Raw genomic sequence first — 25,388 nt, 5'->3', positions numbered from 1 at the left:
CTCTCCTTTATTTACATTTTTTTACCAACTACACATCTATGAAGTTCTAGTACACTAAAACTCTTAAACTATTGGAAAAATCCTATTAACTGATTGAAAGAATAGATGGCAAATATGAATCCATAAAACCGAGTTTACCAACTAAAAGGTTCATCCTGAATCAGGATTGATTCTGTAGGGCAGCCTTCCATAGCATCATGCATGTCATCATACAGATTCTCAGGAACTACGGCATTCCCCTGATTATCATCCAAGATAACGAAAGCGATTCCTTGTTCGTCATAGTCATAAATTTCAGGACCTGTTGCACCGCATGCCCCGCACGCAATACAGGTATCTTTATCAACCCATGTGTATTTAGCCATAAACTTTTCCTCCTATTTAAAGAATCCATTTACAGAAGATAAATCTTTACCCCAAATATTCATGTCCTCATACTTATCCCAAATATTGCAATTCTTCGTAAATCTTCCTCCATATTCATATCCCAGCTGGTGAAAGACAGCGTTCATGCCCATTGACAAAGATCGCGCTAAAGAGTAGGAACAATAAATATTTTTCTTGATAAGTTCTTGTTCTAATGCTGAGATAAGTACCTTCATAAAACCATGTTTTCGATGATGAGGAATCGTTGCACAGTCAGTTAGTTCAGCATTATGATACATTTCATTTACTTCCGCGGATGCAGCACTAACGATGGATCCTTCATATTGAATAACACTAAAGATCGTTCCTTCTTCCATCACTTTTTTGATATAACCCTCATCATTCATTGGGGTTGGATAGGTTTCAAAAATTGCACCGTATAAATTTGCCAGCTCATATGCATCTTCAACTTCAGCAAATCGAAGGGAGTAATTTTCAGGTAGTTGCTGCTTTTCTATTATTCTAGGAATATCAATAACATCTTGGAGAATTTTGTCTTCCTTCATCCAATAGTCGCTTGTTCGCCTTTCATTGGTAAAATACAATGCCATGCAATAAGCATCATTCCCATTAAAATACTTACTCAATATTCCTTCCAGCATAAATCCATGGACCCATGTCGCAGATAAATCTTCTTGTCTAGCTTTAAGTATCACTTTTGTAAAGCCATGCTCTTGAGCGATGACTAGAGCTCGAGTTATCGCTTTTTTGATATTCCCCCGATAATCATCAATGCGTAAGCGATGATTTGCATGATCAAGATAGAGTTCCATCGTAAAACATTCCCCAGTCTCAATTCGGGTGAAAAAAGGCAGCTTTTGAACAGACATTATGTATACCCTCCTTAACTAAAATTCGGGAGAAGCGATGCATCATCTACTTCTCCCGGCATTCTATTTCCAATTAAACAATTTCTTTACAGGAGCCTGAAGAAGCTGTTCATACGTAAACTCATCAGGATACTCACTCACGTCATATATAGATAAGGATTCATCCACCTTTTGATTCATCGAATCAGACACATAGATTCCACAATTTGGACAGTTCAGGGCTGGAACCTGAAGAACTTTTATTGATCGTTTACCATCAGGCATAATCCAGTAACAATCCTTCTTTTCACTTTCCTCAACGTTGGGGGCATTACACCACAAGCATTCCATCCTTATTCCCCCTTGCCTTCAGAACTTCCGACCATGGCGTTCTTTTTTTCTTGGGCTAACCTTAATTTTTCCTTCATTTCATCACGTTTATCACGGCGATCCTTCAAAGAAGCATGTTCATCAGTAGTTTCATACGCTTTTCTCTTGTCAAGGCGACGTAGGCCTTCTGGTACCAAATTGAATTTTTCGTCTGTCATCAGAGCAGAGATCCCCACAGCTCCTTTTCTTCCTTCGGTACCATACACTTCATCAAAGTAAGCATCTGCACTGCCAGCAACATAGTTCTTCGGTTCTGGATAGCTCGTGATAACTCCCTCAAAGTTCCGTAAGACCACTTTATCCGGACTTTGCGAAAGAAGGTAATTCGGAGTCAAGGCAATCTTTCCGCCTCCGCCAGGAGCATCCACCACAAAAGTTGGCACTGCATATCCTGATGTATGGCCACGTAACGCTTCAATGATTTCCAGTCCTTTTGAAACCGGTGCACGGAAATGGCCGATCCCTTCAGATAAATCACATTGATAAATGTAATAAGGTCTTACCCTTGCTTTAACACAGTCGTGCATAAGCTTTTTCATAATATGAACACTATCGTTAATTCCAGCAAGAATAACAGCCTGATTACCAAGCGGTACTCCAGCCATCGACAACATATCACATGCCTTTTTGGCTTCTTCCGTCAGTTCAAGTGAATGATTGAAATGCGTATTTAACCAAATTGGATGATATTTTTTCAGAATATTGCATAAATTTTCTGTAATCCGCTGCGGGAAAACAACCGGTGCACGAGTACCGATACGAATGATTTCCACATGTGGGATCGCACGTAAATTACTCAATACGTATTCGAGAATCTTATCATTGATTAATAGGCCATCTCCTCCAGAAATCAAAACATCTCTCACTTCCGGAGTATTACGAATATATTCAATCGCCCCGTCTAATTGCTTCTTAGGAACGCCCATGCCAACCTGACCTGAAAAACGACGACGAGTACAGTAACGGCAGTACATAGAGCATTGGTTCGTGACAAGAAATAGAACGCGATCCGGATAACGATGCGTTAGACCTGGAACAGGAGAATCTTCATCCTCATGCAGCGGATCTTCCAAATCATATCTAGTCTTGTTCATTTCTGCCGAAAGCGGTACAGACTGCAAACGAATCGGACAGCGAGGATCATCAGGATTCATCAAGGATGCATAGTAAGGTGTAATATTTAAAGGGATTGTTTGAGTTGAAATCCGAACACCTTCTTCTTCTTCCGGTGTCAAGTTCACAACTTTTTTCAGATCATCCAAAGTTTTAATTGTATTGGTTAATTGCCAGAGCCAATCATTCCATTGCTCTTCCGTTACATCTTTCCACAATTCAATCTCATTATAATGTCTACGTCCACCAAGGTATTCCTCATGTTTTACTTCCATTCCCATCAAACTCATTAAAATGCCCCCCTCTTTATCTTAAGAAACTATATATATATCTACTTGCAAGAATAATGCCAACATCCAAAACAAGAAAAACATAGAAAAAAGAGGGCGGATCGTCCCCTTAAACCGCAAAATATTTTTCGTTATGCCTAATATTTTGCAGCCAATTTCTTTGCGCCAAAGAGATACGGATTTAATGCTTATCCTTTTGAGATTGAAAAAAGAGGGTCTCATTTCGCGAGAGCCCTCTTCAAGTTACATACTTATTCTATTGAACAACAATTCTCTAAAAGTATAAGTGAATGATAGCGTTTTCAATTACTCCCCAATCATTTTAATTCCTTCGATCCTGCGGCATAAACTTTTTCTATACCGTACTTGTTTAACTTATATTGTAATCCTTGTCTTTTAATATTGAGGGCCTCAGCTGTTTTGCTGATATTCCCATTATATTTCTCAAACATATTTATTATCATTTCCCTTTCCATTTCTTCAAGAACGACAGGTAAATCAATCTTATCTTTTAATGGAGGATGATGGCTCTGCGCATTTGAGGCGGAATATTTTCCTGAAGGGAATAAATAAGCAGGAAGATGATGTTCTTCAATCATAACTTCCCCTGTGTCCATGACGTTAAATGCTAACTCGATTGCATGTCCCAGTTCACGAATGTTTCCCGGCCACGAGTATTGAAGAAGCCGTTGCATCGCCTTTTGGCTGATCCCGCGTACATCCGAAAAGAATGATTTATTGAATTTTTGAATAAAGTGATTTACTATTTCCTGAATATCCGTTTTACGTTCCAGAAGAGAAGGCATTTGAATGGTTACGACATTCAAACGAAAAAATAAATCCGAGCGAATAATTCCTCGCTCTAACGCCTCATCAGGAGAAATATTCATCGCAGCAATGATCTTTACATTAATTTTCTGCTCCTTCGAACCTCCAACACGGCGTACCTCGCCTTCTTGTAATACTCGCAGCAATTTTGCCTGCAGACCAAGGTCGAGGCTATTCAATTCATCAAGAAACAGGGTACCGCCATTTGCCTGTTCAAAAATCCCGAGTCGGTCCATCGCTCCGGTAAAAGCCCCTTTCGTTGTGCCGAACAGTAGCCCCTCCATTAATTCCTTTGGAACAGCCGCACAATTTTGCGCAATGAATGGTTGATTTCGCTGAGCACTTACATTATGTATACTTTGAGCAATAAGTTCTTTTCCTGTCCCTGTAGGTCCATAAATCATGACTGGAGAATGTGTACGAGCCGCTTTTTTTGCTAATGAAATAGCTTCTTGAAAAGCAGGACTACTCCCAATTAAATCACTAAAATGATAGGTAGCTGTCCCTTCAAAGAACTTATTTTTCTTATGGGTCTCGGCCAGCTGGGAACGCAAATCAACAATTTGATCGTACATGCTCATGACCTTAGTAATATCCTTTGCGATTTCTACTGCCCCAATAATTTCACCGTCCTCGTATAGAGGATACGTGCTATTAATAGAAGTTATTTTTTTCTCTTTTAAATTAACATATGTTTGAATGGACTCAATCGTTTCGATGCCTTTTTCCAATGCTACATGCAGCGTACTGGATTCATCAGTCAATGATGGATACAGTTGAAAGATATTTTCTCCTAACACCTGTTCACGATCCAGCCCGTCGATATGAGCCATCATTTTATTATAGAATACGGTATCTCCATCCTTATTAACGATATGGACACCAACATTAATCACATTCAATATCCATTCAAATTGAGTGGAAAACTGATTTACTGAAGATTTCATTTCATCATCTCCGCCCTGTCATTTGATAGAACCACCTGTAAATTATAGCATTTAATGGGAAATATTCATCTACATAATCTGAAAACTCACAATTTAATAATGACCGATAATTTCCATACCGACTAATCGTTATTTCTAGGATTTTCAAGCAGGTTAATAGATAGAACAATAAATACATATAAATAAAGGAATCTCACTCTCAGCAAAGAAAGTATTGATTAAGAGTATAATATAATGTCAGGGGTGAGCGAGATTTCAAAACGAAGCAAAGAAAACGGGTTACAGATTAAACCATGGGAAGATAGGGACCTTGATTTACTTTTTCAACTAAATTCCCCAGAAATGATGGAACATCTCGGAGGTCCAGAGAGTAAAGAACAAATTTTGAAACGCCACAAACGTTATCTTGAGATTGGAAGTAAAGGGTGTATGTTTAGCATCATCCTGTATCCAGAGGAAGAGGCTGTTGGCTCCGTTGGCTACTGGCGAACCGTGTGGAATGATGAAACTGTGTACGAAATTGGGTGGAGTGTCCTCCCTTCATATCAGGGGAAAGGGATTGCGTCCCGTGCAGTGAAGGCTGTAATAGCAAAAGTCAAAGCCGAGCGGAAATACAAGTATATTCACGCATTCCCGTCAATCCATAACCCTGCTTCAAATGCAATTTGTCGCAAGCTTGACTTCAATCTTATTTCCGAATGTGAATTCGAATACCCTCCGGGGAGCTTTATGCGATGCAATAATTGGCGTTTGGAACTTTAACATCAAGCAAGGACGGAATAATTAGTGTGTAGGACGAATTATCTCTCTGTAGGTCGAATTATTTTGTGTGTAGGACGGATTATTCGATGTATGGGTCGAATTATTTCGTTTTAGGACGAATTATTTGATTTGTGCGTCGAATTATTCCGTTTTAAGTCGATTTGATCCAATCCACCATCATTCACCATTCACATTAGAGGTTATTGGTCTCATTCTTTATCAAGCAAACAATTCATTCCATGTTTCTTTGCCTGCTTCCTTATCTGCAGAAATCTTTCGTACCTTTTGGTATTTAAGTAAGCCCTTTCAAGGTCATTAATGAGTTAATTTAGTTGTTCCTTCAATTAACATTTCATTTCCAAGTATAACTAGCATTATATTCTTCTGGAGTCATTTCTGTTTCTTTGAAAGTAACTGGTTTTTCGTTTGGTAATGTAATAGTCAATTCCGTTTTATCTTCGCTTAATTCTAACGTAAATAATGAAGTTCTATTTTGTTTCTCAACACTATAAAGTACACCAGTAATCTTGTTATCGGTTGGTTCAATTATTTCAAAGTGCCTAATTGGTCCTATGTCATCTTTTGTGATCCTCTGCATTGTAAATGTGCTAATTTCATCTCTTAGAATAACAAGGAACGAACCTTCCGCTACCCAATAGCTATACAAATATTTCCCCAGATACTTCGGTGCATTGTAAGATGGGAGATTACTGGAGGATGTATCTTGCACTTCTGTTTTCTTTTGTATCTGAATCATTTCTTTTTTGATGATTTGTTGTTCGTCGCAAGCAGCAAGGCAACATACAACTAGGAATCCTACAGTCATTTTTTGAAAAAGCAAAGGTTCCCCCCCTAAATAGTACTTCAACCCTTTTGATCATTCAGTAAACAAACCCATTATTAGTAATAATATCGACATTTCCTTTTTTTAACTACTAAAAAAGCTATTCCTTAACCTTAATTACTCCTTATTAAAACATGACATAATATAGAAGAGACAGTTAAAACCCCAAGCAATTCCATACTTTTTCGCCTTACCAAAACGGGTAGTGTATGATAGAAGCATGAGGATGATAACGTCGCTCTTTAGGAGGAATGTTCATGAATTCGGTCATTTTATTTGATGGTGAATGCAATTTTTGCGATTCAAGTGTCCAGTTCATTATAAAGCGTGATCCGCAGGGGCTTTTTCATTTCGCTTCGCTTCAAAGTGAAGCTGGACAAGAGTTGCTGAAAAAGTACGATGTTCCTGCAAATATTGATAGTATAGTGCTGATCGAAAAGGATAAGGCTTACTATAAATCGGCTGCAGCTCTGAGGATTTGCCGTCGCTTACAAGGGGCATGGAAAATGTTTTACGGTTTTACCATCGTTCCAAGCTTCATTCGGAACATCGCTTATGACTTTATTGCCAAGAACCGTTACAAATGGTTTGGGAAAAAAGAAGAAAGCTGTATGCTGCCATCCCCAAGTTTTCGAAAGCGGTTTTTATAACGTAAAAAAAGGTAATTCAACTGAATTACCTTTTTCAATGTAACTCCACCTACTTTTAAACGTGGAAATGAATAATGAGCAATCAACTTCTTCATCACCTCTCCCTTTTATAGGCGTTTCTTTCCTTTCTTATTTACCCATTTTAAACTCCCAACACACTTTACAATGTGCTAAAATAAAACAATTATTGCTTTAGTAACTATTGAAATACTAGAGTTAAAAAAAAGATAAGATACGTAGTCTTTAACATGCAATATTTCAATTGATTAACTTATGAAATTCATTAATTTCTATGTTAGTATGTCTTTTAAAGGATTTTGAAAAGTCTAACTTATAGCTATCATCTATTATTTTTTTTATTATGCTCAAATCATTATCTTCTATTATATATTTGATTCCATAATGTGATTGAGGATATAACTCTGTATGGTTTCTTCTTTGCATTGCCCAATCTTCCCTACTCTTCAACAATTCAAAATTAATTACTTCCTCTAATGGGTCCGTAGTCTCAACCCCATCCATAGTAACTGCAACGTACTCGGCCAATCCCTCATCGAACCACTTCGGAACGGCTGTAATTTTATTTTCACTTAGATATTTAGTCAAATAATAATGTGTATACTCGTGACGTAAATCCCTTCTAAAGAACCATTCATCTGCTTCCCTAACAAGGTTATCGGGTTTAACCAATGCAATTAAATTATAATTTTTATCAAAAAAGGCTCCGATATTTTCTAATTCCGCATACTTTTGTAATTCCTCTAATTCTTCAAATACTATTATATTTATTTTAACATCCATATTAATGGTTCCAAACATACTAGACAATTCTTTATTAAGATTCGTTATCTCATTAATAATTAGATTATTCAATTCATCATTTTCTGAATTGTAAATTTTCACCCCATCTAGCAAATGATATTCTTCCCTTTCTAGTAGTTTTTCCAGATCTAATGTATTATTTCTAGATAAAAAATGATAAACAATTACTAAAGTGCCCAAGACTATTAAACTGATTACAAAACTAATTGCAACGCTTTTAAAAAAATTCATTCAAATGGTTTCCAATTCTTTAAGTTAATAATCCAAATAAAATAATCGTGTTAATTATATTTATTAGAGTTGATTCCATAATTCAAAATAAAGGATGTTCTTGTTGTACACTATAAACTTCTGCCCCTTTACAGCTGGCATTTAAATTTGTCATGGATGAAATAATTATTGTTAGTGCTAAAAATGATGATAGTATTTCTAAAGTAGAATCCTCCTAGGGTGTGTAATCAATTTAATTTTCGAATCAAGCTTCGTTTAATATTTTGAATATTCAGTCTTTGTAAGGCGTGAAAATTATTGAAATACATCTGCCCATATAATCTTTCAAATATGTAATTTGAAAATACTCTTTTTTCATTCTGATTTTTCTGACTTTTTTATATTAACACAACATTTTAATATAATTGTTACATTTTAAAAAAATAATAATATTTTCCCTTTTTAGTAAACAATGTGCAAATAAAACCGATAATATACCGTATATTCTCGTTATTTTTATAAATTAAAATGTTCTCAAGATAATTTTACATATAGTATTTTTACTCGTTAGCTCGATGGGTAGTGGTAGGATCCCTTTTGCAAAAATAAAAAAAGCACTATGAATGATAACATCCATAATGCTCCCTACCTATCCTCTGAACTGACTTTGGAATCCCTCTTGCAAACGATCCGGCAGCTCGACAAGGGTTTCGTTCAATGTATCCAATTTTGTTTCAATCCGATGAAGCAAATAAAGGGTAACAATAATCGGAAATCCGATATCACTGATAAATGGCAGGATTTGATCCACTTTTGTTCACCTCTCTTCTGGTATGGTGAAAAACAGGCTCACCCATTTTCAGGACACGTCCTTCAAAGATGAGCCTGCCTGCTGACAAGTTAGATAAGTTCAACATCCTCGACATTACGCTCGACAAGGCGTGCTCCTTTAATACTGACAAAGTCGCCCGATGATGCAACGAAGGCATTCCCCGCAATCATTTGCTCCATTGCCAGTTTGACTGTATTCGCATCAACCGGCTCCTTCGGATTTTCAACGGAAATCGTCGCTGACTTTCCTTCCTCTGTTACGAAAATCATTTCCAATACTCTAGCCATTTTGTATCACCTCCTGTTTTTTCAACCTTTTGCTAAAAGCCGATTAGCCAATCAATGAATTCGTATCCACTCTGGTCACTTCACCCATTGGATAATTCTGCACGCTTGCAATCGCTGTTGCTGCCGAAAACAACTGATCCGCCGTCGCCTCAACCTTGATGTTTGAAAATGACCTACGCTTGAAAACGATAGCCCCCTTTTCATTTAACCCCGTCTCAAAATCAATCCGTAACGTACTTGATACTGGAATTTGGTTTGCCATGTCGCTCACCTCCTTTCACACTCTATATAAACTTTTACGAGGTGAAAGTAGCATGGTGGTGAAAGTTTTTTTATTTTCATTTAATGATACGCAGCTGTTATAAATAAAAATAAAGAAGCCACAATCCAATATTGGAATGTAGCTTCTTCCTATTAATAAGAAAAGGTGATTTTAAGTCACCATGTTTCATTATGATGCAAGTGGATCCGTTTCTTTTTTCATTTCATCCTCTTCTGGTAAACGAATGAATTTAACAATCACCGCACTAGCTAGATAAAGGATCGCAAAAATCCATACAACCCCTTCTGCTCCAGCCGAACCGATAAAAGTCATGGCTATAGCAGGTGCAACGAATGAAGACAAACCGGCCGCAAAATTCAAAATAGACATGGCCGCTCCTTTGTCTTCACCTGCAACGGATGGAACCAATGCACCTATAGGTACATAACCAGCTAAACATGCACCCCATATAAATCCAACAATACTAGTTGCAATGAGGTTTCCATTTGTGATCATTGGTGTGTAATATAATAGAAGGGTAAAAATAGCACAACCGACTCCACCAAACCAGATGATTGTATTTTTCCATCCGAATTTATCTCCAACGAAACCAAAAACCAAATTAAAAATAATGTTTCCTAAGAAGATCGTACCCCATAATTGTAACCAGACAGATGTTTCAATTCCATGTTCAGCCATATGCATGGGTAAGAAAACCGGAAATCCATATGATCCTACACTATTAATAATTCTTACAACACCACCAGCAGCAACTCTTGGATTTGTTTTCAAGATGGTGATGCCCTTTAAGAGCTCATTCACTGCTTCTTTTTTGCTAGATATCTGTTTCTTTTCAAATTTGTCTTTGTTGATGACTATAGCAAAAATCGTACCTAGGCATACCCAGAAAATAGAGGTCCATAATGTGTTGACATAACCTAGGTATTGAATAGCGTAGCTTGAATACCAAGAGCCAAGTACCATCATTCCAGCACAATAAGCTACCCAAAACCAACCGACAGCTGTACTTAATTTATTTTTAGGTGATCGATAAATGACCCATGTTAAAAAAGAGTAAGCAAATAAAGGATAGCCGAAACCTTTAATAAAATAGGTGATAAGCATAACAGGATAATTCATACTTTCAAAACCAAAAGTGATAAATCCTGCAGTCCCAATAACATAAAACAATAATCCCATAGACATAGACTTCTTTGGTCCAAAAACATCTAAACAAACACCTGAAAACCAAGAAGAAAGAGCTATAGAAATTCCGTATACAGTAAAAATAGCCGCTGACTGCTGAACAGTCAATCCATTGTCAACTAAGAAAGGGCTTAACCAGCCAGCTTCAAGTCCGTCTCCCATCATAAAGAGCATAACACCTAAAAAACCCCAGCTTAAACTTTTAGGTATTCCAATTCTATCTAACATATATATCTCTCTTTTCTATCTTATTTGGATTTAAGCTATATTGGTCTTTGAAAAAGAACTGTTGAGCTTGTTTCCACTCCTCATACTTCCATTCATCGTAACTAGCCTCATTTGTAATCGCTTTGATATCGCCTGATAATACACTGTTTACCCCTAATGTCTTATTGCAGATAACGGCAGATCCGACAACGGATGCCTGATTGAACCCTTGATGAATGCGCACTTCTTTTTGAAGGAGATTAGCTACAAATTTCGTTAACGTTTCACTTTGAAAACCACCTCCACAAGCCCATACATATGGCAAATCGTAAGGAATCACTTCGCATAATTTGTCGAAATGCCATTTGACTGTACAAGCAATTTCCCATAGAGCTGAAGCTACAAAATGAGCACGGGTTAAGTTTTCTTCTAATGGTGTATTAAAAATGAAGCCACCTTTTTTCGTCGCATTTTTCTCATCTGTCAGATACATGCCTAACGTTGATACACAATCAATCGTCGTAAGCTTACTCATTTCCTCTTCCATTAGTTGATAACTCTCATTTGGGTAGAAAATATTTTTTAATTTCTGATAATTAAGCCCAGTTATTCCTGGGTTTGTTTCTAACAGCCATTGATTTTTATTCGTATGGGCATTTGTCCATGCTCTTCGTTTAGAATCCACACTATATTCATCAGTAATATGGCAAATAGGGGTGGTCGTTCCAGATACGATGATGACATCACCTTTTTCGGCAAACGTGCTTGCGATAGCCAGCTGTGTATCACCGCCTCCTACTACGATTAAAACCTTTTCGTCCAATCCCAGCATCTGAGCCATATTCGGTGTAATTTCACCAAGGATCGAACCAGACGATTTTAATTCGGGTAACAAGTCTACCGATATCCCGAATTGTTCACACAACTCCTCTGACCATTCTTGTTTCTGAACATCATATAGCAGTGTTTCGGTCGCTTGTGATGGCTCATAGACAAGCACGTCACTTAATTTATAGGCAACCCACTCACTGATGCTTGTAAAGTATTTAATTTTATCCCATAATTGCGGCTGCCTCTTTTGCAGGGCGACCAGCTTTAAAGCTGAAAACAATGCAGATGGTAATCGACCTGCCCTTTCATAAATAAAAGGTTGATTTGAAAACTCCTTTTCCCATTCGCGGCCTCTATTATCAATATTAGGTAACCCGATAAACGAGTGCCCATCCTGATCCTGCAAAACAATTCCTTGCCGTTGACTAGTGGACGTTATTGCCTTGATTGAAATGTGCTGAGCTTTAGCCATCGCCTTTTTTGCTAATTGAATAAGCTGTTTCCAAAGTAATTCAGGTGAAAAGTATCGACTATCAGGATAAAGAGGTTCAATTTCATATTGTATATCCTCTCTCTCAATAGAGACGACTTCACCTGTTGTCTCAACGATAGCCACTCTTGCATTTCCAGTACCGATATCAAATACTAAATAACCTTCTTTTATAGCCATTTTTTTCACTCTTCTTTCTTATGACTTAACTTCTAGATTTTTTCTGTTATATAGAGTTGGAATCTGAAGAGTATGTTGTGTTGTCCACTTTGTTAACGCTTGGTTCATTATTGAGACGTGATGATCCTCAACCTCATAACTTGCGCCGGCAAGATGAGGGGTAGCTAATACATTGGGCAATTTAATTAATTCATAGTCACTTTGTTCAGGCGGCTCTTGATAAAACACATCTAATATCGCCCCCCTAATCTTTTGTGCTTTTAATACTTGTACAAGCGCATCTCTTTCAACCACGACAGCCCTTGACATATTTACAAAGATTGCCTCTTCTTTCATCAGTCCCAAAAAGTGTTCATTAATCATCCCGATCGTTTCCTCTGTTCTAGGGAGGTGTATGGATACCACATCACTTGTCGAAAAAACGTCTTCTAAAGAAGCCCGAACATGATTAGGATTATCACTCTCTACATAAGGGTCATAGTATTTTATCGAACATTGAAAACTTTCAAGAACCGCTGCAATTCGCTGGCCCACGGCCCCAAACCCCACCATTCCAATTGTTTTCCCAGAAATTTCATTTCCTTTAAACTTTAAATAGGCTTGGAGATAGTCTTCATTCCATTTTTCCTCCTTCAACCATTGATTGGAAGGAATGGTATGCCTTAAAAATGTAAGGAGATTACCGACAAATAATTCTGCAACAGCCTGAGCATTACGTGCTGGAGTGAAAAAGACGGGAAGTCCCCTTTTTGTTGCAGCTTCCACATCAACATTAGAAGGCATGCCACGACACACACCCACAAATCTCAATTCAGGTACTTCAGCGAATACTTTTTCTGTTACTTGATCTAACTCAGTAATTAACCCCTCCGCCTTAGACTCTTTTAATAAAGAGATCAACTCTACTTCGTTATAGGCCCTTCCATTTTCCTTCCAAGGTTGATGGGTAGCCTTTCCAAATAACTCATTTAATTCCTTGATGCCTTCTTCGTTATATGGTGCTGTTACTAGAATGTTCATTTTTACATCTCTCTCCTTTGTGTAACGACTTTACATGTCAATAACTCACTTCTTAAAAATAAAAAAATCTCTTCCCGCTAAGACGGAAAGAGATAATTACTTCATAATATCGTTCTCACAACAATAAAATAAAAGGCCACTCTTTCTATCTTTCAAGCTTCGCTTGCTGGAATTGGCACAATAATGTTGCCGAGGCTTCAAAGGGCCAGTCCCTCCACCTCTCTTGATAGAAATTTTACAATATTATATTGGTTTAACTATTTTTTCAATTAATAGAATATACCAAATATAATGAATTCCAAAACGGAAGTCAATATTTATTTGAACTTTCTAAATATTCTCTCCGTATGATATAATCTATGAATCATTTTTTTCATGAAAGGATACTGACATGCAATCATATAAAGATATAGAAAATGGTGTAGTCCTTTCTGTCTGTTCTCTTGATTGCCCAGACCAATGTGGTTTACTTGTACACAAAGAGGATGGAAAAATCAAGAAAATTAGTGGTGACCCAAATCATCCAGTGACGAAAGGGAATATTTGCAACAAGGTTCGGAATATGGGTGAACGGATTTATGATAGCAAGAGAATTAAGACACCTTTAAAACGCGTGGGAAAAAAAGGTGAGGGGAATTTCGCCATTATTAGTTGGGAAGAAGCGATCGATACGATCACAAATCATTGGAAAAATCTTATTTCAGAGGAAGGGGCACAAACCATTCTTCCTTACAGTTTCTATGGGAATATGGGGAAACTCGCTGCAGAAGGAATGGATCGCCGTTTTTTTAACCGCCTCGGATCAAGTCAACTTGACCGGACCATCTGTTCAGTTGCTGGCTCAACAGGCTACCGCTACACAATGGGGGGGAGCTACGGTACAGACCCAGAAGAGATGACCGAAACTAAGTTATTCATCTTTTGGGGAATCAATGCTGTAAGTACAAATATGCATCAAGTAACAATCGCACAAAAAGCAAAAAAATCAGGAGCTAAAGTCATTGTTATTGACGTTCATAAAAATCAAACCGGACGAATGGCCGATTGGTTCATTCCCATTCTCCCAGGGACTGATGGTGCACTAGCATTAGGAATCATGCATATACTCTATAAAGAAAAGCTAGTGGATCGATCGTTTTTAGAGGAATATACGATTGGCTATGAAGAGCTAGAAGATCATCTTGAGCAATATCAGCCACACATGGTTTCTGACATAACAGGCGTTCCCGTAGAAGACATATACAAATTAGCTAGGATGTATGGGGCGATTTCCCCTTCAATGATTCGGATTGGAAATGGTCTTCAGCATCATGATAATGGCGGGATGAGCACTCGGACGATTGCCTGTTTACCTGCTTTAACAGGACAGTGGCTAGTAAAAGGCGGAGGTGCAGTTAAATCCAATTCAGGATTTCTCTCCTTTAATACCGCAGCTTTACAACGTCCTGATCTCAAAAAAACTAAAACACGTACAATTAATATGAATCAAATAGGGAAAGCATTGCTTGAACCGGACAACCCCATTCGCTCATTGTATGTCTATGGAACTAACCCGGCTCTTGTTGCACCAGAGGCAAATAGAGTAAGAGAGGGTCTAGCCCGGGAAGATTTATTCACTGTCGTCCATGACTTGTTTATAACGGAGACAGCGAAGTTTGCAGACATTGTATTACCATCTACATCTGCCTTTGAAAATACAGATTTTTATACATCATACTGGCATAATTATATCCACTTACATGAGCCTATCATCGCACCCTATGGAGAAAGTAAATCGAACACAGCGGTATTCAGGCTACTTGCAAAAGCCATGGAATTTGACGAACAAACTCTTAAGGATGACGATGAAGAATTAATGAAACAAGCTCTAAACGATTTATCCAATCCTTATTTATCGGATATAACCTATGAGAAACTAAAAAATGAGCGCTACATCAAAGCAAGTAATTTGACCGATTTGTTAAAGAATTTACAAACACCTAGTGGGAAAATCGAATTATATTCCAAAGTGATGGAAGAAGATGGATACCCAGCCCTTCCTACGTATATTCCATTAGTAGAAGAGCAGGATTACCCTCTCCAATTCATACCTGGACCGAACCATAACTTTTTAAACTCTACCTTTTCCAATAATGACAAACACATCACACTTGAAAAAGCACCTAAAATATTTATGAATCAAAAGGATGCAGATAATCGAGGAATAGAAGATGGTACAACTGTCCGTATCTGGAATGATCGTGGAGAATGCGAGCTAGTGGTTTCTGTAGGCGAACAGGTCCTTCCAGGCGTCGTAGTCAGTCAAGGTCTCTGGTCAGACATGCCTGGTAAAAAACAACTCGTTAATGCCTTGACTCCAGATCGTATTGCCGATATGGGCGGCGGAGCTACATTCTTTTCAGGGAGTGTGAATGTAGAAAGAATGAATAAGGATGTTTAATTTTTTATATCTTATTTTCCCTTCTTAAAATTTTTTTATGACTAATTAATAAAAAATAGCTTGAACCTTTTTTACTCAAAATACTCCTTTTAACATAAAATAGTCCCCTTTCCATTTATGGTTGGGGGACTTTCTAATGTATAAGAATCCTCAACAATAAACTATAGTTTGAAGTGAATTGAATAAATAATTGTTTCTAATAGCTCGCAAACAAAAAAGTTTTAGAATTAAGCTTCAACCTTAAGAAACCCTAACCTAACGACGAGGCAAAATGCATCTGGCTTTAAATGGAACGACAGGTTCACTTTTTCTGGGAAATAATATTCATGAAAGGATGTGGATGTTGGATGTCTTTAGAATGGTTCGACAGAGTAAGCGGGGAATTGCAGGATCATCTTAAATCAATTTGTGAAAAATACGATCGAAATGGCAGTTTGATCGTGGAGCGAGGAGCTAAACATCCACGTATCGAATTTTATACAGAGTTGGATGACAATGAGAGGGATTATTTTTCCACTCTGTTTTTCGATCCGCATAATGAAGAATTTTATATGGAATCCTTTGATCCGGATTTAGGCCAGGTTAGCAAGGTGATCTTATCTGATATTGAAGATATCGTTGATGCTGTTCATGAAAGCTTCCATAACTATTTAGAAGGGGATGGCATCGAATATGATTATGATCTCGATGATGAATACGATGAAAATGAACTAATCGAAGAGACTGAGATGTACGAAATCGAAGTGGAATGGGAAACACCTGAAGTGACAGCCTATATTCAAGAAAATGAAGTGGAGGTCACCTATCAATTCGGAGTTGTTCAGGAAACTGGTGATGGAGTGCTAAAACGGATTAACCGCATTCGTACAGCAGATGATGATCTGATAAAAGATGAAACAAACTTTATATTCAGTAAGGAAGAAGCTAGCACGATCATCGCTATGATAGCAAGCCATATGGATTCCCTCAGCGAAATGGATTAATAAAAAAAACCTAAAAACCTTGTCCATGTTGATCATGGACAAGGTTTTATTAAACAAGAATAAGTTCGTATACCTCCGATAATTGAGTGACCCGTTCTGTATCACTAGCTTCCTTTGCATGCTCAATTTCCTGAGGCAGAATTCGATTAAGGAGTCTTGCTTCTTTTCCGGTAAGCTTATCGATAAGTTCTTCTTCAGAATGAAAGTGTCCATCCTTGATTTTATTATAAATTTCCAGCGCTTCAGGATATTGATCCGTATAGTTAGACAATATCTCACGTAAGTAACCAATCGTACGATCCATCATACCATCCCTCTCAACTATTAGGTGAAAGCTAACAAACTGCCTTTATACCTTCCCCCATTTTGTGATGAGAAATCCCTTGGTTTTTGGCCTCGTAATGAAAAAGGGGTATCCAAATCAATGATTAATCTTTTATTTCTTCATCCCAAAACAAATCATTTAACGTACGTGATAATGCTATACAAATACCAATGCACAAACTTAATGAGGGATTATACTTTCCGGATTCAATCAATCCTATCGTTTGTCTGGAAACACCGACAATCTTGGCTAGCTCATCTTGTGACAAATCCTTTTCCACTCTTGCAAGCTTCAGTTTTATATTTTTCAAAGGAACGCACCTACAATTTCTTATTATCTTCGCTATTTTTCATTCCAATTTTCTTCGCTAGCAAGTATATACCACCAAAAAACAGAAGTAAAATCGGCAAATAGATCATAACCGAAACACACCATACCAATACAAAATACCACAGGCCTTGTGAACTGCCATCCGCATAGGATACAGCACTATTCACCCCCATGATCGTAGCGATGATGAGAGCTAAACCAACCGTACCAAAAATGGTCTTCTTGCTCATCGGTGTTTTACTCGTACGGTCATGCATTTCTACTTCATCCCAGAATACGCCTAAGAAAATGGAACGAGCTAAATAATACACCCCTGATGCCGAAAGGATCACCAATTCCAGATATAATTCCCCGCTGTCTACACCATATTTATATATTTTGAAAAGTACGCTCAATAGACAAATGGCCATAATGACATGATACATTTCTTTATAAATTTTATTTCTTACATTCTCGATTCGTTCATCCGTGATTTTTTTAAATACTTTCATCATTAATCATCCTCCATTCACTTCCATTATATGATTTATTTAACACTTTGAAACATATATATTACATTTAATACTATATAAATTGCAAAGTGTATAAAAAAAAGGGACCCATACTTATGAATGGGTCCCTTTTAGGGGTTTACTCGTGAGTTTTGGGGATTTACTCGTAAGTTTCGAACTTTTACTCGTGAGTTTTCACCATTTACTCGTGAATTCATCATTTAAACAAAACCAAAGCAAAAACCCCATTTTCCCTTTATCCTCCCCTCCCAAAAACACGAACATTAAATCATTTTCACAATTTAATATTCACCTTTTTGTTGATTATCTATGATAAGTTTGCTATATTAACAAAGTAATAATCTTAAATATCATTACTCGTATATCCTCAGTAATATGGTCTGAGTGTCTCTACCTGGTTCCCATTGAAAGAACTAGACTACGAGTTAAAGTATTCGGCTGTTCGGCTTTTTTAGCAGCTTATGATTTAGCATTAGCTTCATTTTTGCTTAATTATCTATACTTTGACTTTCGTAGGTCTAGAAGGTAGAAATCATTCTACAGTTTCTAGACTTTTTTCTGTTGACCAAAACTACGAGGATAACAAACAACAAGGAGGAAAACATAAAGCAACAGTTTTTATAAAGGAAAGAAGCAAAGGAATATGTAGCATTATTAAACCAATTTTTAATATTCGTGTTAAATAATAATAGTATTGATATGTAGGAAGACATAGCTTTAGCTAATTGGCTCTTTTCAATTTTTTATTTTAGAGAAAAACTATCACTAAGGAGATTATTTATGAAAAACAATATGTTAAAAAAATACTCTTTATTAGGCATTATTACTTTACTGTTATTATCAGTAGTTGCAGGTTGTAATTCTACTTCAAAAACTGCATCTGAACAAAAAACTGCTCAAAGGCCTATTATAATTCAAGGTCCAATGCCAATCGAAGCTGAAAATTTCGCAAAAAGATTAGAAAATGTTAAAGAAGAAAAATCAGGAGATTTTGTATTTTACATTGGAACGTTAGACAATTATCCTGTAATAGTTGCAAAAACAGGCAAGGGAATGGAAAACACAGCAGCCGCTACAGCAGTTGCTATTGAAAAATTTAACCCTATCGCAATAATCAATCAAGGAACATCAGGGGGACATGATCCAAGTTTAAACGTTTTTGATATTGTTTTAGGAAAAAGAACGGTAAACATTGGTTCATTAAAAACAGCAGATAAGGCTGAAAACCAAGGAATTGATCCAACTATATGGAAACCTATGGACCTAATGGCTTCTGAAGGAAGTGCAGGAGAAGATCCTAATGCTGAAAAACCCCGTTTCTATGAGGGAGATAAGGATTTACTAGCAGCTGCTAATGCAGTTAAAGATAAATACACTAAGGGTAAGGTTGTCGAGGGTACTATAGGTTCTGCAGACGTTTGGAATAATGAAGTTGATAGAATTAAATGGTTCCATACTAAATACGGTACATCTGTAGAAGAAATGGAAGGTGCCTCCGCAGCACAAATTTCCAAAGCTTATGATGTACCATTCTTGGGTATTAGAGTACTATCTAATAATAAAGTGAATGGTGGTAAATACAACCCAAATACAGCAGCAGCAAATCAAGAATATGTTTATGAAGTAGTTAAAAAATATATATCTACAATGCCAAGCAAATAATAGCTTTAATTGAATAAAAGAAGAGCACATATTGTACATGACAATATGTGCTCTTCTTTATTTAGGCCAATAGTAAAGTCGTTACGATTATCATAACTTCACTTATCATTAAATAGCGGGTACTATTCATTTCTTTTTTCTCATCTATTTCAATGGGGGTTTGTCATATATTTTCCTGAAATTCTCTTTCTTCACTGGTAATCACTCCATATTTAAAGACAATAATTCATGCAATCGATTAAAAGACTCTTGATCTTTAAAAGTTCATGAAGTCTAAGGTTTGCCAATTTACAGGACAATACGATAAAGCGAAGCAAAAAAACACCACAAATATCGATTTGCTTGTCTGCAAAAACGGATTGTGGCTCTACCATGCTAACAATTCCCACTATTTCTTATATTACGGATATATGAGGTTTTCCTTCCCCTTTTTCACTAACCTTTTCAATTTTCTCAACAAACATTTGGAAAACTTTTCTCTTTTCTTCCAGTTCTTTTATTGATCCTTTCAATTCGTTCACTTTTTGTTCAAAAGGTTTATGATAGAGCTCGCGAATGTTTCGAATAATTTCATCATTAATAGTGGATTGTACAACTTGTTTGGTGATATTGAATTTGTAGGAATAAACCTTAAGTTCAAGTTTAACTTCTTCATATTCTTTTTCTATCGCATTTAATAATTCACTAATTTCTTCTTTCCATTCACCTAAAGACTTTTTCACATGTTCCTCCAACTTTACTCCCCCTCTTTCACTGTAAAAAAACTTCTACATAAAAACTCATTTTACCAATTCTTCATTTCGGTTTCTTTTCTGGTTAATTACTTAACAAATAAATTTTTATTAAAAAAAGATAACAGTGCACCCCACTCTTCAATAAAATGGAAAATATTGAAATCCTTTTTATTTAAAATAGTACCTGCCATTTCATTGGTTACATTTGGGGGATTTTTTATATAGGGGGACACCTTATTCCTCCTTGCTAAATGTTAAGCTGAGGCTATTTAATGTGTAGAGTCTAGCGGTAAAAATGAATAAATCATTGTAGTTATTTTCTACGTACTCTTCTATAATGCTCATCCCTTTTCTAAATCTATCAACTAATAAATGAGTGTAGTTTTCATCCCAGGTAAACCGATTGATTCTCAGAAGCTCATCTGCTAATGCTTGAAACTTATACTCCTCAACAAGAAGTTTTAATTGATACACTTTATCTGTATGTAAACAAAAGATATTGTTTTTAGTTTCATGATGTTTATGAACAAATTTAATGAAACCATTTATATTTTTAGCCAACATATTCGCTATTTGCATCTCGAAGTTCATTTCTCCATCTCCTCACTGTCTAAAATCTAATACATTACTATGAAGAGTGTATGTTTTGAGATGATATTTTAACACCAACAATAGGAAAGTAGCAGTTGATGAACTGACCAGTTGAAACTATTTGGAGTTGAAAAAATCGATTCTAAAAAATTTAAAGGTGTGACAAAAAAAAAGAATAAGAATTTAATAGAGTGGATAGACTAATAAAAAAGGAGTGGGAGATTATGGAGATTAAAACTAAAGAAGCAACGAAAGAAATGTGGAGAGAAATTAATGATTGTATAACTCGAATAATTGATGAAAAACATGATTTATCTTTTCAGAAGAAGAGCAATGATAATTATATGAATCTATATATTCAAACAGCCGTATTACACACCTTATTTGGACTTTCAGATGAACTTAGGAAGATTGAAAGGAAATATACCGAATTGTGATGTTTCTTGAAAAGTCATGGCTAAATTTAACTTTATGGTGGATTAGGATAAAAAATTCCCCAAGAGAGCCTTTAATACCAAAACAAAATCCTTTCTTTCCTAATCCACGTTTTCTTTTCGTCCCTATATATACCTCTTTGTTATCCCATCCAAAATCCATTTTACTTTCCTCCCCTTTAATTTATTAGTTGCAGTATATGCTTTTAAATGAAACCAAAAAGGCCCCTTATTTTTTTCCTTAAAACCGATGTTTTTGGTAATATCTTATGAACAAAAAAAAGAACCCCTCAACAGATTTGTGTGAGATTCATGAACATTAGTATTTATTGCTGCCAACTAAACTTTTTTAGGTTTTCCTTTTCCAAACGAACACTCCTTTCTGCATATATTGAATCAATATATTCTAGTGGGGCTGTCTTAAAAGTTCATTTATCTTTTGAGACAGCCCCCTTTAAAATTAGGTTTCAACGTGATTAGATTCCCGGTGTAGATGAACTTTCAGGAATATTTTCATAGTCTGATGGATTAAGATTATGAACCGATCCATCTGTTACACCATTGATAATACCCATTAGACCCGTTTCAACTGTTTTTACTAGCTGGCCTTTCTTTTTTTGCCCAAAGTTTTGTGTTTGTCCACTAACTTCAAATTTATAAATTTTCCGTCAACTTCTATTAAACTTCGTGAGATTAAAAAGCAACTGCTTGCTACGTACAACGGAGGACAAGGTTAATAACAAATTTAGTAAATCTTGAAAACTACTATGACTGTGTGTCACAATCAAAAAGAGATACGCAGATTTACTTGTGACGTTAAGACAGACCTGGGCAACCCGCTGAAATGAAAGGTTGAACCATTTCTTCTCTGCAGGTGACGGACTCACACACCATGTACTCAATTACAAATAAGGAGGACATAAATCATGAGGACAATGAAACTTGGAAACAGTACATTAGAGGTGCCGGTCGTTTCAGTCGGCTGCATGCGAATCAATTCGTTGGACAAAGCGGAGGCTGAGCACTTTGTCCAAACGGCGATGGAAGAGGGTGCGAACTTCTTCGACCATGCTGATATTTATGGAAGTGGCGAATGTGAGGAAATATTCGCGGACGCCATCGGAATGAACACGGGCATTCGTGAAAAGATCATCCTGCAATCCAAGTGCGGCATACGTAAGGGGATGTTTGACTTTTCCAAAGAACATATCCTCGAATCGGTGGACAAAAGCTTGAAGCGGCTGAAAACGGATTATCTTGATATTCTGCTTCTACACCGTCCGGATACGTTAGTAGAGCCGGAAGAGGTAGCGGAGGCCTTCGATATTCTTGAAAGTTCAGGAAAAGTGCGCCATTTCGGCGTTTCCAACCAGAATCCGATGCAGATCCAGTTGCTGAAGAAGTCGGTGAAGCAGACGATTGTGGCAAACCAACTGCAATTAAGCATCACCAACGCCAACATGATCTCCAATGGATTTAATGTAAATATGGACAATGACCACGCTGTGAACCGAGACGGCAGTGTGCTGGATTTTTGCAGACTGAACGATATCACCATTCAGCCTTGGTCACCTTTCCAATACGGATTCTTTGAGGGAGTATTCCTTGGAAACGACAAGTTCCCTGAATTGAATCAAAAGATTAATGAAATTGCGGACAAGTATGAGGTTAGCAACACGACTATCGTCATTGCATGGCTTTTACGCCATCCCGCACACATGCAACCAGTCATCGGTACGATGAATGAAGGCCGGTTAAAGGATTGTTGTAAGGCAAGCGATATTCATCTTACGCGTGAAGAATGGTATGGTATCTATCGTGAAGCAGGCAATGTGCTGCCTTAAAACTTTATTCTGTGTAATGAAGATCAGATCTATCATAAAGAAGCCCCTTCACGGCCAAATAACAAAGCACCCTCAAGTCTTCATTGACCAAAGGGTGCTTTGTTTTTGACTAGACTCAGCAAAAAAGACCACATTCCACATGGTTTTCCCCTCATTTCCTTTTTATAGTATAGTATCCGGGTTGTTTTTGGGGTAAACAGGGGTGAAGTTGAGTAGCATGTTTTTAAGAAAGTTGTTTTACTATCAAACAATAATAGGGCAGGGATTTCCCCTGCCCTTAAATGAGTGAAAAATATTATATAATTCCTGTATTAGTGTATTTATAATACGCTAATTAATATGTCTATCATTCAATTTATATTTATTGGCCAATAATAAAATAGTAGAGTCGTTACGATTATCATAGCTCCACTAATCATTAAATAGGCTGGGTATCTACGAGTAATATTCATTTCTTTTTTCTCATCTATTTCAATGGGAGTTTGTAATATATTTTCCTGAAATTCTCTTTCTTCTCTGGTAATCACTCCATATTTAGAGCCAATAATTAATGCGCTTATGCTTAGGATTAAACCAATAATCACAGGGTTAAAGTACACAGGAAGGTTAACTCCGAACATTCCTAAGCTTTCACCAAGAATAACACCAAAGAAACCAAAAATTATACTCCAGAAGGCACCTTCTTTTGTTAATTTTTTTGAAAATACGCTTGCAAAAGCTATTGGACCCCACGAAGCTGCAAATAATGTAGCAGCAAAGTAGCCAATCCACATTACAGCAGGTGGTTGCAACAAACCAATTAATAAAATAACTAAGCTAATAATAACCATGGAAATTCGACTGGCACGTAAAAGGTATTTATCTGTGTATTCCTTATTTCTTGATTGTTCCATGATATCTCGTGTTATACTGCTCCCTATTATCTGAAGGAAACTCGAACAGGAAGATAAGGCAGCAGCCATGATTCCACTAACAATAATAACTCCAAGCCACGTAGGGACAATATTCATAGCTGCCCATATAAATACCTTTTCAGTTGGTGCGATATCTGCTTTGATGGTAGTTATAGTTGAAATGCTAATATGGAGAAATAGATAGACTGTCAAAATCGATATTGTTGCCCAAACACCAGCACGAATCGCTACGTGTTCATTTTTAGCCATTAAATATCGGCTACTTTGCCATGGACTTACGGCAATGACTATTCCCCAAACTAAGCCCATAATAACTGCCCAGGCCAATGCTTCCCAAGGAGTTCCCATAGAGGCACCTGGTCCTGTAATACCATGCCAACTTAATAAATCAGGCCTTTCAGCTAGATTCGCTGCCTTTGTAATGGCATTAGGAAATCCACCTGCAGATTTAATAATATAAGGAAAACTAAGATAAGTAGCGATTGAGAATAAAAAGAACATGACTGTATCATTTACCATAACGCCTTTCGCCCCAGAGAGGATCGTAAATGATGAATAGACTAGCCACATGATAATCAAGGCTATCGGATATGAAACACCAGAAACCTCTGCCAACAAAACCGCAGCTCCTTGAGTAACAGCAACCAAGTATGCAGATATGCCAAGAATTGTAGTAATAGCAGCGGCCAGTCGTACTTTCTTGGAATGAAAGCGATTACCAAAATACTCAGGAACCGTTAATGATTTGCTTCTTCTCAAATATCTTCCAAAAAGAAAAACCCCGAATATATAGCCACTTGCATTAAAGATAACAAGGATAAGTAGCAGGATAGGATACCCTTCATAGGAAAATCCCGCTTCCCCCATAAATGATACGGTGCTTAAGAAAGAAGCAACAAGAGTACCAGTAATCATCAATGTGTTTCCACTTCGTCCCGACACATAATATTCTTCAGAGCTTTTCACTTTTCTGAATAAAAAAATACCGATTGATACATAAACACAAAAGGATACGATGATTCCTATGAGGAAAGCCATTTACATCCCCACCTTTTCAATCGGACTTTTTTCTTTTATTGCCTCTTGATTTCTCTTCATTTTAATCAGAAAAACGTTCGTGATCCACCCCATGACAATTAATGAACCCCCATAACTCAAGCTAAAAATTAACTCTCCCATTTGTTGACCCCCTTATCAAAATTGAAAATAATCA

27 protein-coding genes, 1 pseudogene and 2 riboswitches are annotated in these 25,388 nt (G+C 36.9%); of the genes and pseudogenes, 7 read left to right on the top strand and 21 right to left on the bottom strand.

Annotation, left to right across the window (positions count from 1 at the left end):
• Positions 1-134: 134 nt before the first annotated feature.
• From JFU24_RS21840 to JFU24_RS21820, 5 genes are all read right to left on the bottom strand, one after another.
• Entirely contained in the window at positions 135-365 is a 231-nt protein-coding gene (locus JFU24_RS21840; RefSeq protein WP_053347556.1) for a ferredoxin, read from the bottom strand.
• A 12-nt stretch (positions 366-377) separates the two neighbouring features.
• Positions 378-1,256 carry a putative beta-lysine N-acetyltransferase gene (ablB, locus tag JFU24_RS21835; RefSeq protein WP_201186499.1) on the bottom strand — a complete coding sequence of 293 codons (879 nt, stop codon included), beginning with the start codon at positions 1,254-1,256 and terminating at the stop codon, positions 378-380.
• A gap of 63 nt (positions 1,257-1,319) precedes the next feature.
• On the bottom strand, positions 1,320-1,586 hold the full coding sequence (locus JFU24_RS21830; RefSeq protein WP_053347558.1) for a YokU family protein: 267 nt from the start codon (positions 1,584-1,586) through the stop codon (positions 1,320-1,322).
• 2 nt (positions 1,587-1,588) lie between these two features.
• The gene (gene kamA / locus JFU24_RS21825) at positions 1,589-3,013 is read right to left on the bottom strand and encodes a lysine 2,3-aminomutase (protein WP_201225096.1); all 1,425 of its coding nucleotides are present in this window, start codon (positions 3,011-3,013) and stop codon (positions 1,589-1,591) included.
• 332 nt (positions 3,014-3,345) lie between these two features.
• A complete protein-coding gene (locus JFU24_RS21820; protein WP_201250479.1) occupies positions 3,346-4,803 on the bottom strand; it encodes a sigma-54 interaction domain-containing protein in 1,458 nt (485 codons plus the stop codon).
• Between the two features lie 234 nt (positions 4,804-5,037).
• Between JFU24_RS21820 and JFU24_RS21815 the strand changes: the two genes are divergently transcribed.
• A complete protein-coding gene (locus JFU24_RS21815; protein WP_201223223.1) occupies positions 5,038-5,565 on the top strand; it encodes a GNAT family N-acetyltransferase in 528 nt (175 codons plus the stop codon).
• A 352-nt stretch (positions 5,566-5,917) separates the two neighbouring features.
• Here the strand turns inward: JFU24_RS21815 and JFU24_RS21810 are convergent, their stop codons facing one another.
• Positions 5,918-6,406 carry a hypothetical protein gene (locus JFU24_RS21810; RefSeq protein WP_057219841.1) on the bottom strand — a complete coding sequence of 163 codons (489 nt, stop codon included), beginning with the start codon at positions 6,404-6,406 and terminating at the stop codon, positions 5,918-5,920.
• A gap of 260 nt (positions 6,407-6,666) precedes the next feature.
• Between JFU24_RS21810 and JFU24_RS21805 the strand changes: the two genes are divergently transcribed.
• A complete protein-coding gene (locus tag JFU24_RS21805; protein ID WP_201250478.1) occupies positions 6,667-7,059 on the top strand; it encodes a thiol-disulfide oxidoreductase DCC family protein in 393 nt (130 codons plus the stop codon).
• A gap of 258 nt (positions 7,060-7,317) precedes the next feature.
• Here the strand turns inward: JFU24_RS21805 and JFU24_RS21800 are convergent, their stop codons facing one another.
• The 7 genes from JFU24_RS21800 to JFU24_RS21770 all read right to left on the bottom strand — a co-directional run bounded on the left by JFU24_RS21800 (position 7,318) and on the right by JFU24_RS21770 (position 13,406).
• Positions 7,318-8,112 (bottom strand): collagenase, encoded by a 795-nt coding sequence (locus tag JFU24_RS21800; protein WP_201186507.1) that lies wholly within the window; start codon positions 8,110-8,112, stop codon positions 7,318-7,320.
• A gap of 628 nt (positions 8,113-8,740) precedes the next feature.
• On the bottom strand, positions 8,741-8,902 hold the full coding sequence (locus tag JFU24_RS21795; RefSeq protein WP_056530289.1) for a YvrJ family protein: 162 nt from the start codon (positions 8,900-8,902) through the stop codon (positions 8,741-8,743).
• An 89-nt stretch (positions 8,903-8,991) separates the two neighbouring features.
• Complete coding sequence (locus tag JFU24_RS21790; RefSeq protein WP_201250477.1) at positions 8,992-9,210, bottom strand: DUF2922 domain-containing protein; 219 nt, start codon at positions 9,208-9,210, stop codon at positions 8,992-8,994.
• A gap of 43 nt (positions 9,211-9,253) precedes the next feature.
• Positions 9,254-9,472 (bottom strand): DUF1659 domain-containing protein, encoded by a 219-nt coding sequence (locus tag JFU24_RS21785; RefSeq protein WP_056530283.1) that lies wholly within the window; start codon positions 9,470-9,472, stop codon positions 9,254-9,256.
• A 189-nt stretch (positions 9,473-9,661) separates the two neighbouring features.
• Positions 9,662-10,906, bottom strand: a complete 1,245-nt coding sequence (locus tag JFU24_RS21780) for an MFS transporter (RefSeq protein ID WP_201186508.1) — start codon at positions 10,904-10,906, stop codon at positions 9,662-9,664.
• The gene (locus tag JFU24_RS21775) at positions 10,896-12,386 is read right to left on the bottom strand and encodes an FGGY-family carbohydrate kinase (protein WP_201223219.1); all 1,491 of its coding nucleotides are present in this window, start codon (positions 12,384-12,386) and stop codon (positions 10,896-10,898) included. Before JFU24_RS21775 ends, JFU24_RS21780 begins: the two co-directional genes overlap by 11 nt.
• Positions 12,387-12,404: 18 nt before the next feature.
• Positions 12,405-13,406: a 2-hydroxyacid dehydrogenase gene (locus JFU24_RS21770; RefSeq protein WP_201250476.1), complete on the bottom strand. Its 1,002-nt coding sequence runs from the start codon at positions 13,404-13,406 to the stop codon at positions 12,405-12,407.
• A gap of 142 nt (positions 13,407-13,548) precedes the next feature.
• A riboswitch (SAM riboswitch) is annotated at positions 13,549-13,639 on the bottom strand.
• Positions 13,640-13,797: 158 nt separating this feature from the next.
• Between JFU24_RS21770 and JFU24_RS21765 the strand changes: the two genes are divergently transcribed.
• Positions 13,798-15,846, top strand: coding sequence for a molybdopterin oxidoreductase family protein (locus JFU24_RS21765; RefSeq protein ID WP_201250475.1), 2,049 nt, complete (start codon positions 13,798-13,800; stop codon positions 15,844-15,846).
• A gap of 347 nt (positions 15,847-16,193) precedes the next feature.
• Positions 16,194-16,829, top strand: coding sequence for a hypothetical protein (locus JFU24_RS21760; RefSeq protein WP_201250474.1), 636 nt, complete (start codon positions 16,194-16,196; stop codon positions 16,827-16,829).
• A 49-nt stretch (positions 16,830-16,878) separates the two neighbouring features.
• Here JFU24_RS21760 and JFU24_RS21755 read toward each other — a convergent pair whose 3' ends face one another.
• The 3 genes from JFU24_RS21755 to JFU24_RS21745 form a co-directional block, all read right to left on the bottom strand.
• A complete protein-coding gene (locus tag JFU24_RS21755) occupies positions 16,879-17,136 on the bottom strand; it encodes a sigma-G-dependent sporulation-specific acid-soluble spore protein CsgA (protein ID WP_242485381.1) in 258 nt (85 codons plus the stop codon).
• Between the two features lie 121 nt (positions 17,137-17,257).
• Positions 17,258-17,464 (bottom strand): helix-turn-helix transcriptional regulator, encoded by a 207-nt coding sequence (locus JFU24_RS21750; RefSeq protein ID WP_053347568.1) that lies wholly within the window; start codon positions 17,462-17,464, stop codon positions 17,258-17,260.
• Between the two features lie 10 nt (positions 17,465-17,474).
• Positions 17,475-17,978, bottom strand: coding sequence for a DUF6773 family protein (locus tag JFU24_RS21745; protein WP_201250473.1), 504 nt, complete (start codon positions 17,976-17,978; stop codon positions 17,475-17,477).
• Positions 17,979-18,333: 355 nt separating this feature from the next.
• A riboswitch (purine riboswitch) is annotated at positions 18,334-18,437 on the top strand.
• A 339-nt stretch (positions 18,438-18,776) separates the two neighbouring features.
• Between JFU24_RS21745 and JFU24_RS21740 the strand changes: the two genes are divergently transcribed.
• Positions 18,777-19,658 (top strand): 5'-methylthioadenosine/S-adenosylhomocysteine nucleosidase, encoded by an 882-nt coding sequence (locus JFU24_RS21740; RefSeq protein ID WP_201250472.1) that lies wholly within the window; start codon positions 18,777-18,779, stop codon positions 19,656-19,658.
• A gap of 395 nt (positions 19,659-20,053) precedes the next feature.
• On the opposite strand, the gene JFU24_RS21735 is transcribed toward JFU24_RS21740, so the two are convergent.
• Together JFU24_RS21735 and JFU24_RS21730 are read right to left on the bottom strand one after the other, a co-directional pair.
• Positions 20,054-20,392, bottom strand: a complete 339-nt coding sequence (locus tag JFU24_RS21735; RefSeq protein ID WP_201223213.1) for a hypothetical protein — start codon at positions 20,390-20,392, stop codon at positions 20,054-20,056.
• Between the two features lie 234 nt (positions 20,393-20,626).
• Positions 20,627-20,983, bottom strand: coding sequence for a hypothetical protein (locus JFU24_RS21730; RefSeq protein ID WP_201250471.1), 357 nt, complete (start codon positions 20,981-20,983; stop codon positions 20,627-20,629).
• 224 nt (positions 20,984-21,207) lie between these two features.
• On the opposite strand from JFU24_RS21730, the gene JFU24_RS21725 reads away from it, so the two are divergent.
• Positions 21,208-21,420, top strand: a complete 213-nt coding sequence (locus JFU24_RS21725) for a hypothetical protein (protein WP_201223211.1) — start codon at positions 21,208-21,210, stop codon at positions 21,418-21,420.
• A gap of 473 nt (positions 21,421-21,893) precedes the next feature.
• On the opposite strand, the pseudogene JFU24_RS30430 reads toward JFU24_RS21725, so the two are convergent.
• Positions 21,894-22,070, bottom strand: a pseudogene (locus tag JFU24_RS30430) (M14 family zinc carboxypeptidase); the annotation flags it as partial.
• Positions 22,071-22,343: 273 nt separating this feature from the next.
• Here JFU24_RS30430 and JFU24_RS21720 point away from each other — a divergent pair.
• Complete coding sequence (locus JFU24_RS21720; RefSeq protein WP_201250470.1) at positions 22,344-23,261, top strand: aldo/keto reductase; 918 nt, start codon at positions 22,344-22,346, stop codon at positions 23,259-23,261.
• Positions 23,262-23,611: 350 nt separating this feature from the next.
• On the opposite strand, the gene JFU24_RS21715 is transcribed toward JFU24_RS21720, so the two are convergent.
• On the bottom strand, positions 23,612-25,213 hold the full coding sequence (locus JFU24_RS21715) for a sodium:solute symporter family protein (protein ID WP_190270934.1): 1,602 nt from the start codon (positions 25,211-25,213) through the stop codon (positions 23,612-23,614).
• Positions 25,214-25,354: a hypothetical protein gene (locus JFU24_RS21710; protein WP_201186537.1), complete on the bottom strand. Its 141-nt coding sequence runs from the start codon at positions 25,352-25,354 to the stop codon at positions 25,214-25,216.
• Positions 25,355-25,388: the final 34 nt, after the last annotated feature.

Source organism: Peribacillus sp. TH27, from assembly GCF_016650915.1.
Taxonomy (GTDB): Bacteria; Bacillota; Bacilli; order Bacillales; family DSM-1321; genus Peribacillus; species Peribacillus butanolivorans.
The sequence above is the reverse complement of the archived record's forward strand: the minus strand, read 5'-3'. Positions and strand labels throughout refer to the sequence as shown.

Excerpts from the sequence above, each read along its gene's own strand:
- JFU24_RS21840 (WP_053347556.1), bottom strand. The coding sequence starts at position 365 with ATGGCTAAATACACATGGGTTGATAAAGATACCTGTATTGCGTGCGGG.
- ablB (WP_201186499.1), bottom strand. The coding sequence starts at position 1,256 with ATGTCTGTTCAAAAGCTGCCTTTTTTCACCCGAATTGAGACTGGGGAA.
- JFU24_RS21830 (WP_053347558.1), bottom strand. The coding sequence starts at position 1,586 with ATGGAATGCTTGTGGTGTAATGCCCCCAACGTTGAGGAAAGTGAAAAG.
- kamA (WP_201225096.1), bottom strand. The coding sequence starts at position 3,013 with ATGGAAGTAAAACATGAGGAATACCTTGGTGGACGTAGACATTATAAT.
- JFU24_RS21820 (WP_201250479.1), bottom strand. The coding sequence starts at position 4,803 with ATGAAATCTTCAGTAAATCAGTTTTCCACTCAATTTGAATGGATATTG.
- JFU24_RS21815 (WP_201223223.1), top strand. The coding sequence starts at position 5,038 with ATGTCAGGGGTGAGCGAGATTTCAAAACGAAGCAAAGAAAACGGGTTA.
- JFU24_RS21805 (WP_201250478.1), top strand. The coding sequence starts at position 6,667 with ATGAATTCGGTCATTTTATTTGATGGTGAATGCAATTTTTGCGATTCA.
- JFU24_RS21800 (WP_201186507.1), bottom strand. The coding sequence starts at position 8,112 with ATGAATTTTTTTAAAAGCGTTGCAATTAGTTTTGTAATCAGTTTAATA.
- JFU24_RS21790 (WP_201250477.1), bottom strand. The coding sequence starts at position 9,210 with ATGGCTAGAGTATTGGAAATGATTTTCGTAACAGAGGAAGGAAAGTCA.
- JFU24_RS21785 (WP_056530283.1), bottom strand. The coding sequence starts at position 9,472 with ATGGCAAACCAAATTCCAGTATCAAGTACGTTACGGATTGATTTTGAG.
- JFU24_RS21780 (WP_201186508.1), bottom strand. The coding sequence starts at position 10,906 with ATGTTAGATAGAATTGGAATACCTAAAAGTTTAAGCTGGGGTTTTTTA.
- JFU24_RS21775 (WP_201223219.1), bottom strand. The coding sequence starts at position 12,386 with ATGGCTATAAAAGAAGGTTATTTAGTATTTGATATCGGTACTGGAAAT.
- JFU24_RS21770 (WP_201250476.1), bottom strand. The coding sequence starts at position 13,406 with ATGAACATTCTAGTAACAGCACCATATAACGAAGAAGGCATCAAGGAA.
- JFU24_RS21765 (WP_201250475.1), top strand. The coding sequence starts at position 13,798 with ATGCAATCATATAAAGATATAGAAAATGGTGTAGTCCTTTCTGTCTGT.
- JFU24_RS21760 (WP_201250474.1), top strand. The coding sequence starts at position 16,194 with ATGTCTTTAGAATGGTTCGACAGAGTAAGCGGGGAATTGCAGGATCAT.
- JFU24_RS21755 (WP_242485381.1), bottom strand. The coding sequence starts at position 17,136 with ATGATGGATCGTACGATTGGTTACTTACGTGAGATATTGTCTAACTAT.
- JFU24_RS21745 (WP_201250473.1), bottom strand. The coding sequence starts at position 17,978 with ATGATGAAAGTATTTAAAAAAATCACGGATGAACGAATCGAGAATGTA.
- JFU24_RS21740 (WP_201250472.1), top strand. The coding sequence starts at position 18,777 with ATGAAAAACAATATGTTAAAAAAATACTCTTTATTAGGCATTATTACT.
- JFU24_RS21730 (WP_201250471.1), bottom strand. The coding sequence starts at position 20,983 with ATGAACTTCGAGATGCAAATAGCGAATATGTTGGCTAAAAATATAAAT.
- JFU24_RS21725 (WP_201223211.1), top strand. The coding sequence starts at position 21,208 with ATGGAGATTAAAACTAAAGAAGCAACGAAAGAAATGTGGAGAGAAATT.
- JFU24_RS21720 (WP_201250470.1), top strand. The coding sequence starts at position 22,344 with ATGAGGACAATGAAACTTGGAAACAGTACATTAGAGGTGCCGGTCGTT.
- JFU24_RS21715 (WP_190270934.1), bottom strand. The coding sequence starts at position 25,213 with ATGGCTTTCCTCATAGGAATCATCGTATCCTTTTGTGTTTATGTATCA.
- JFU24_RS21710 (WP_201186537.1), bottom strand. The coding sequence starts at position 25,354 with ATGGGAGAGTTAATTTTTAGCTTGAGTTATGGGGGTTCATTAATTGTC.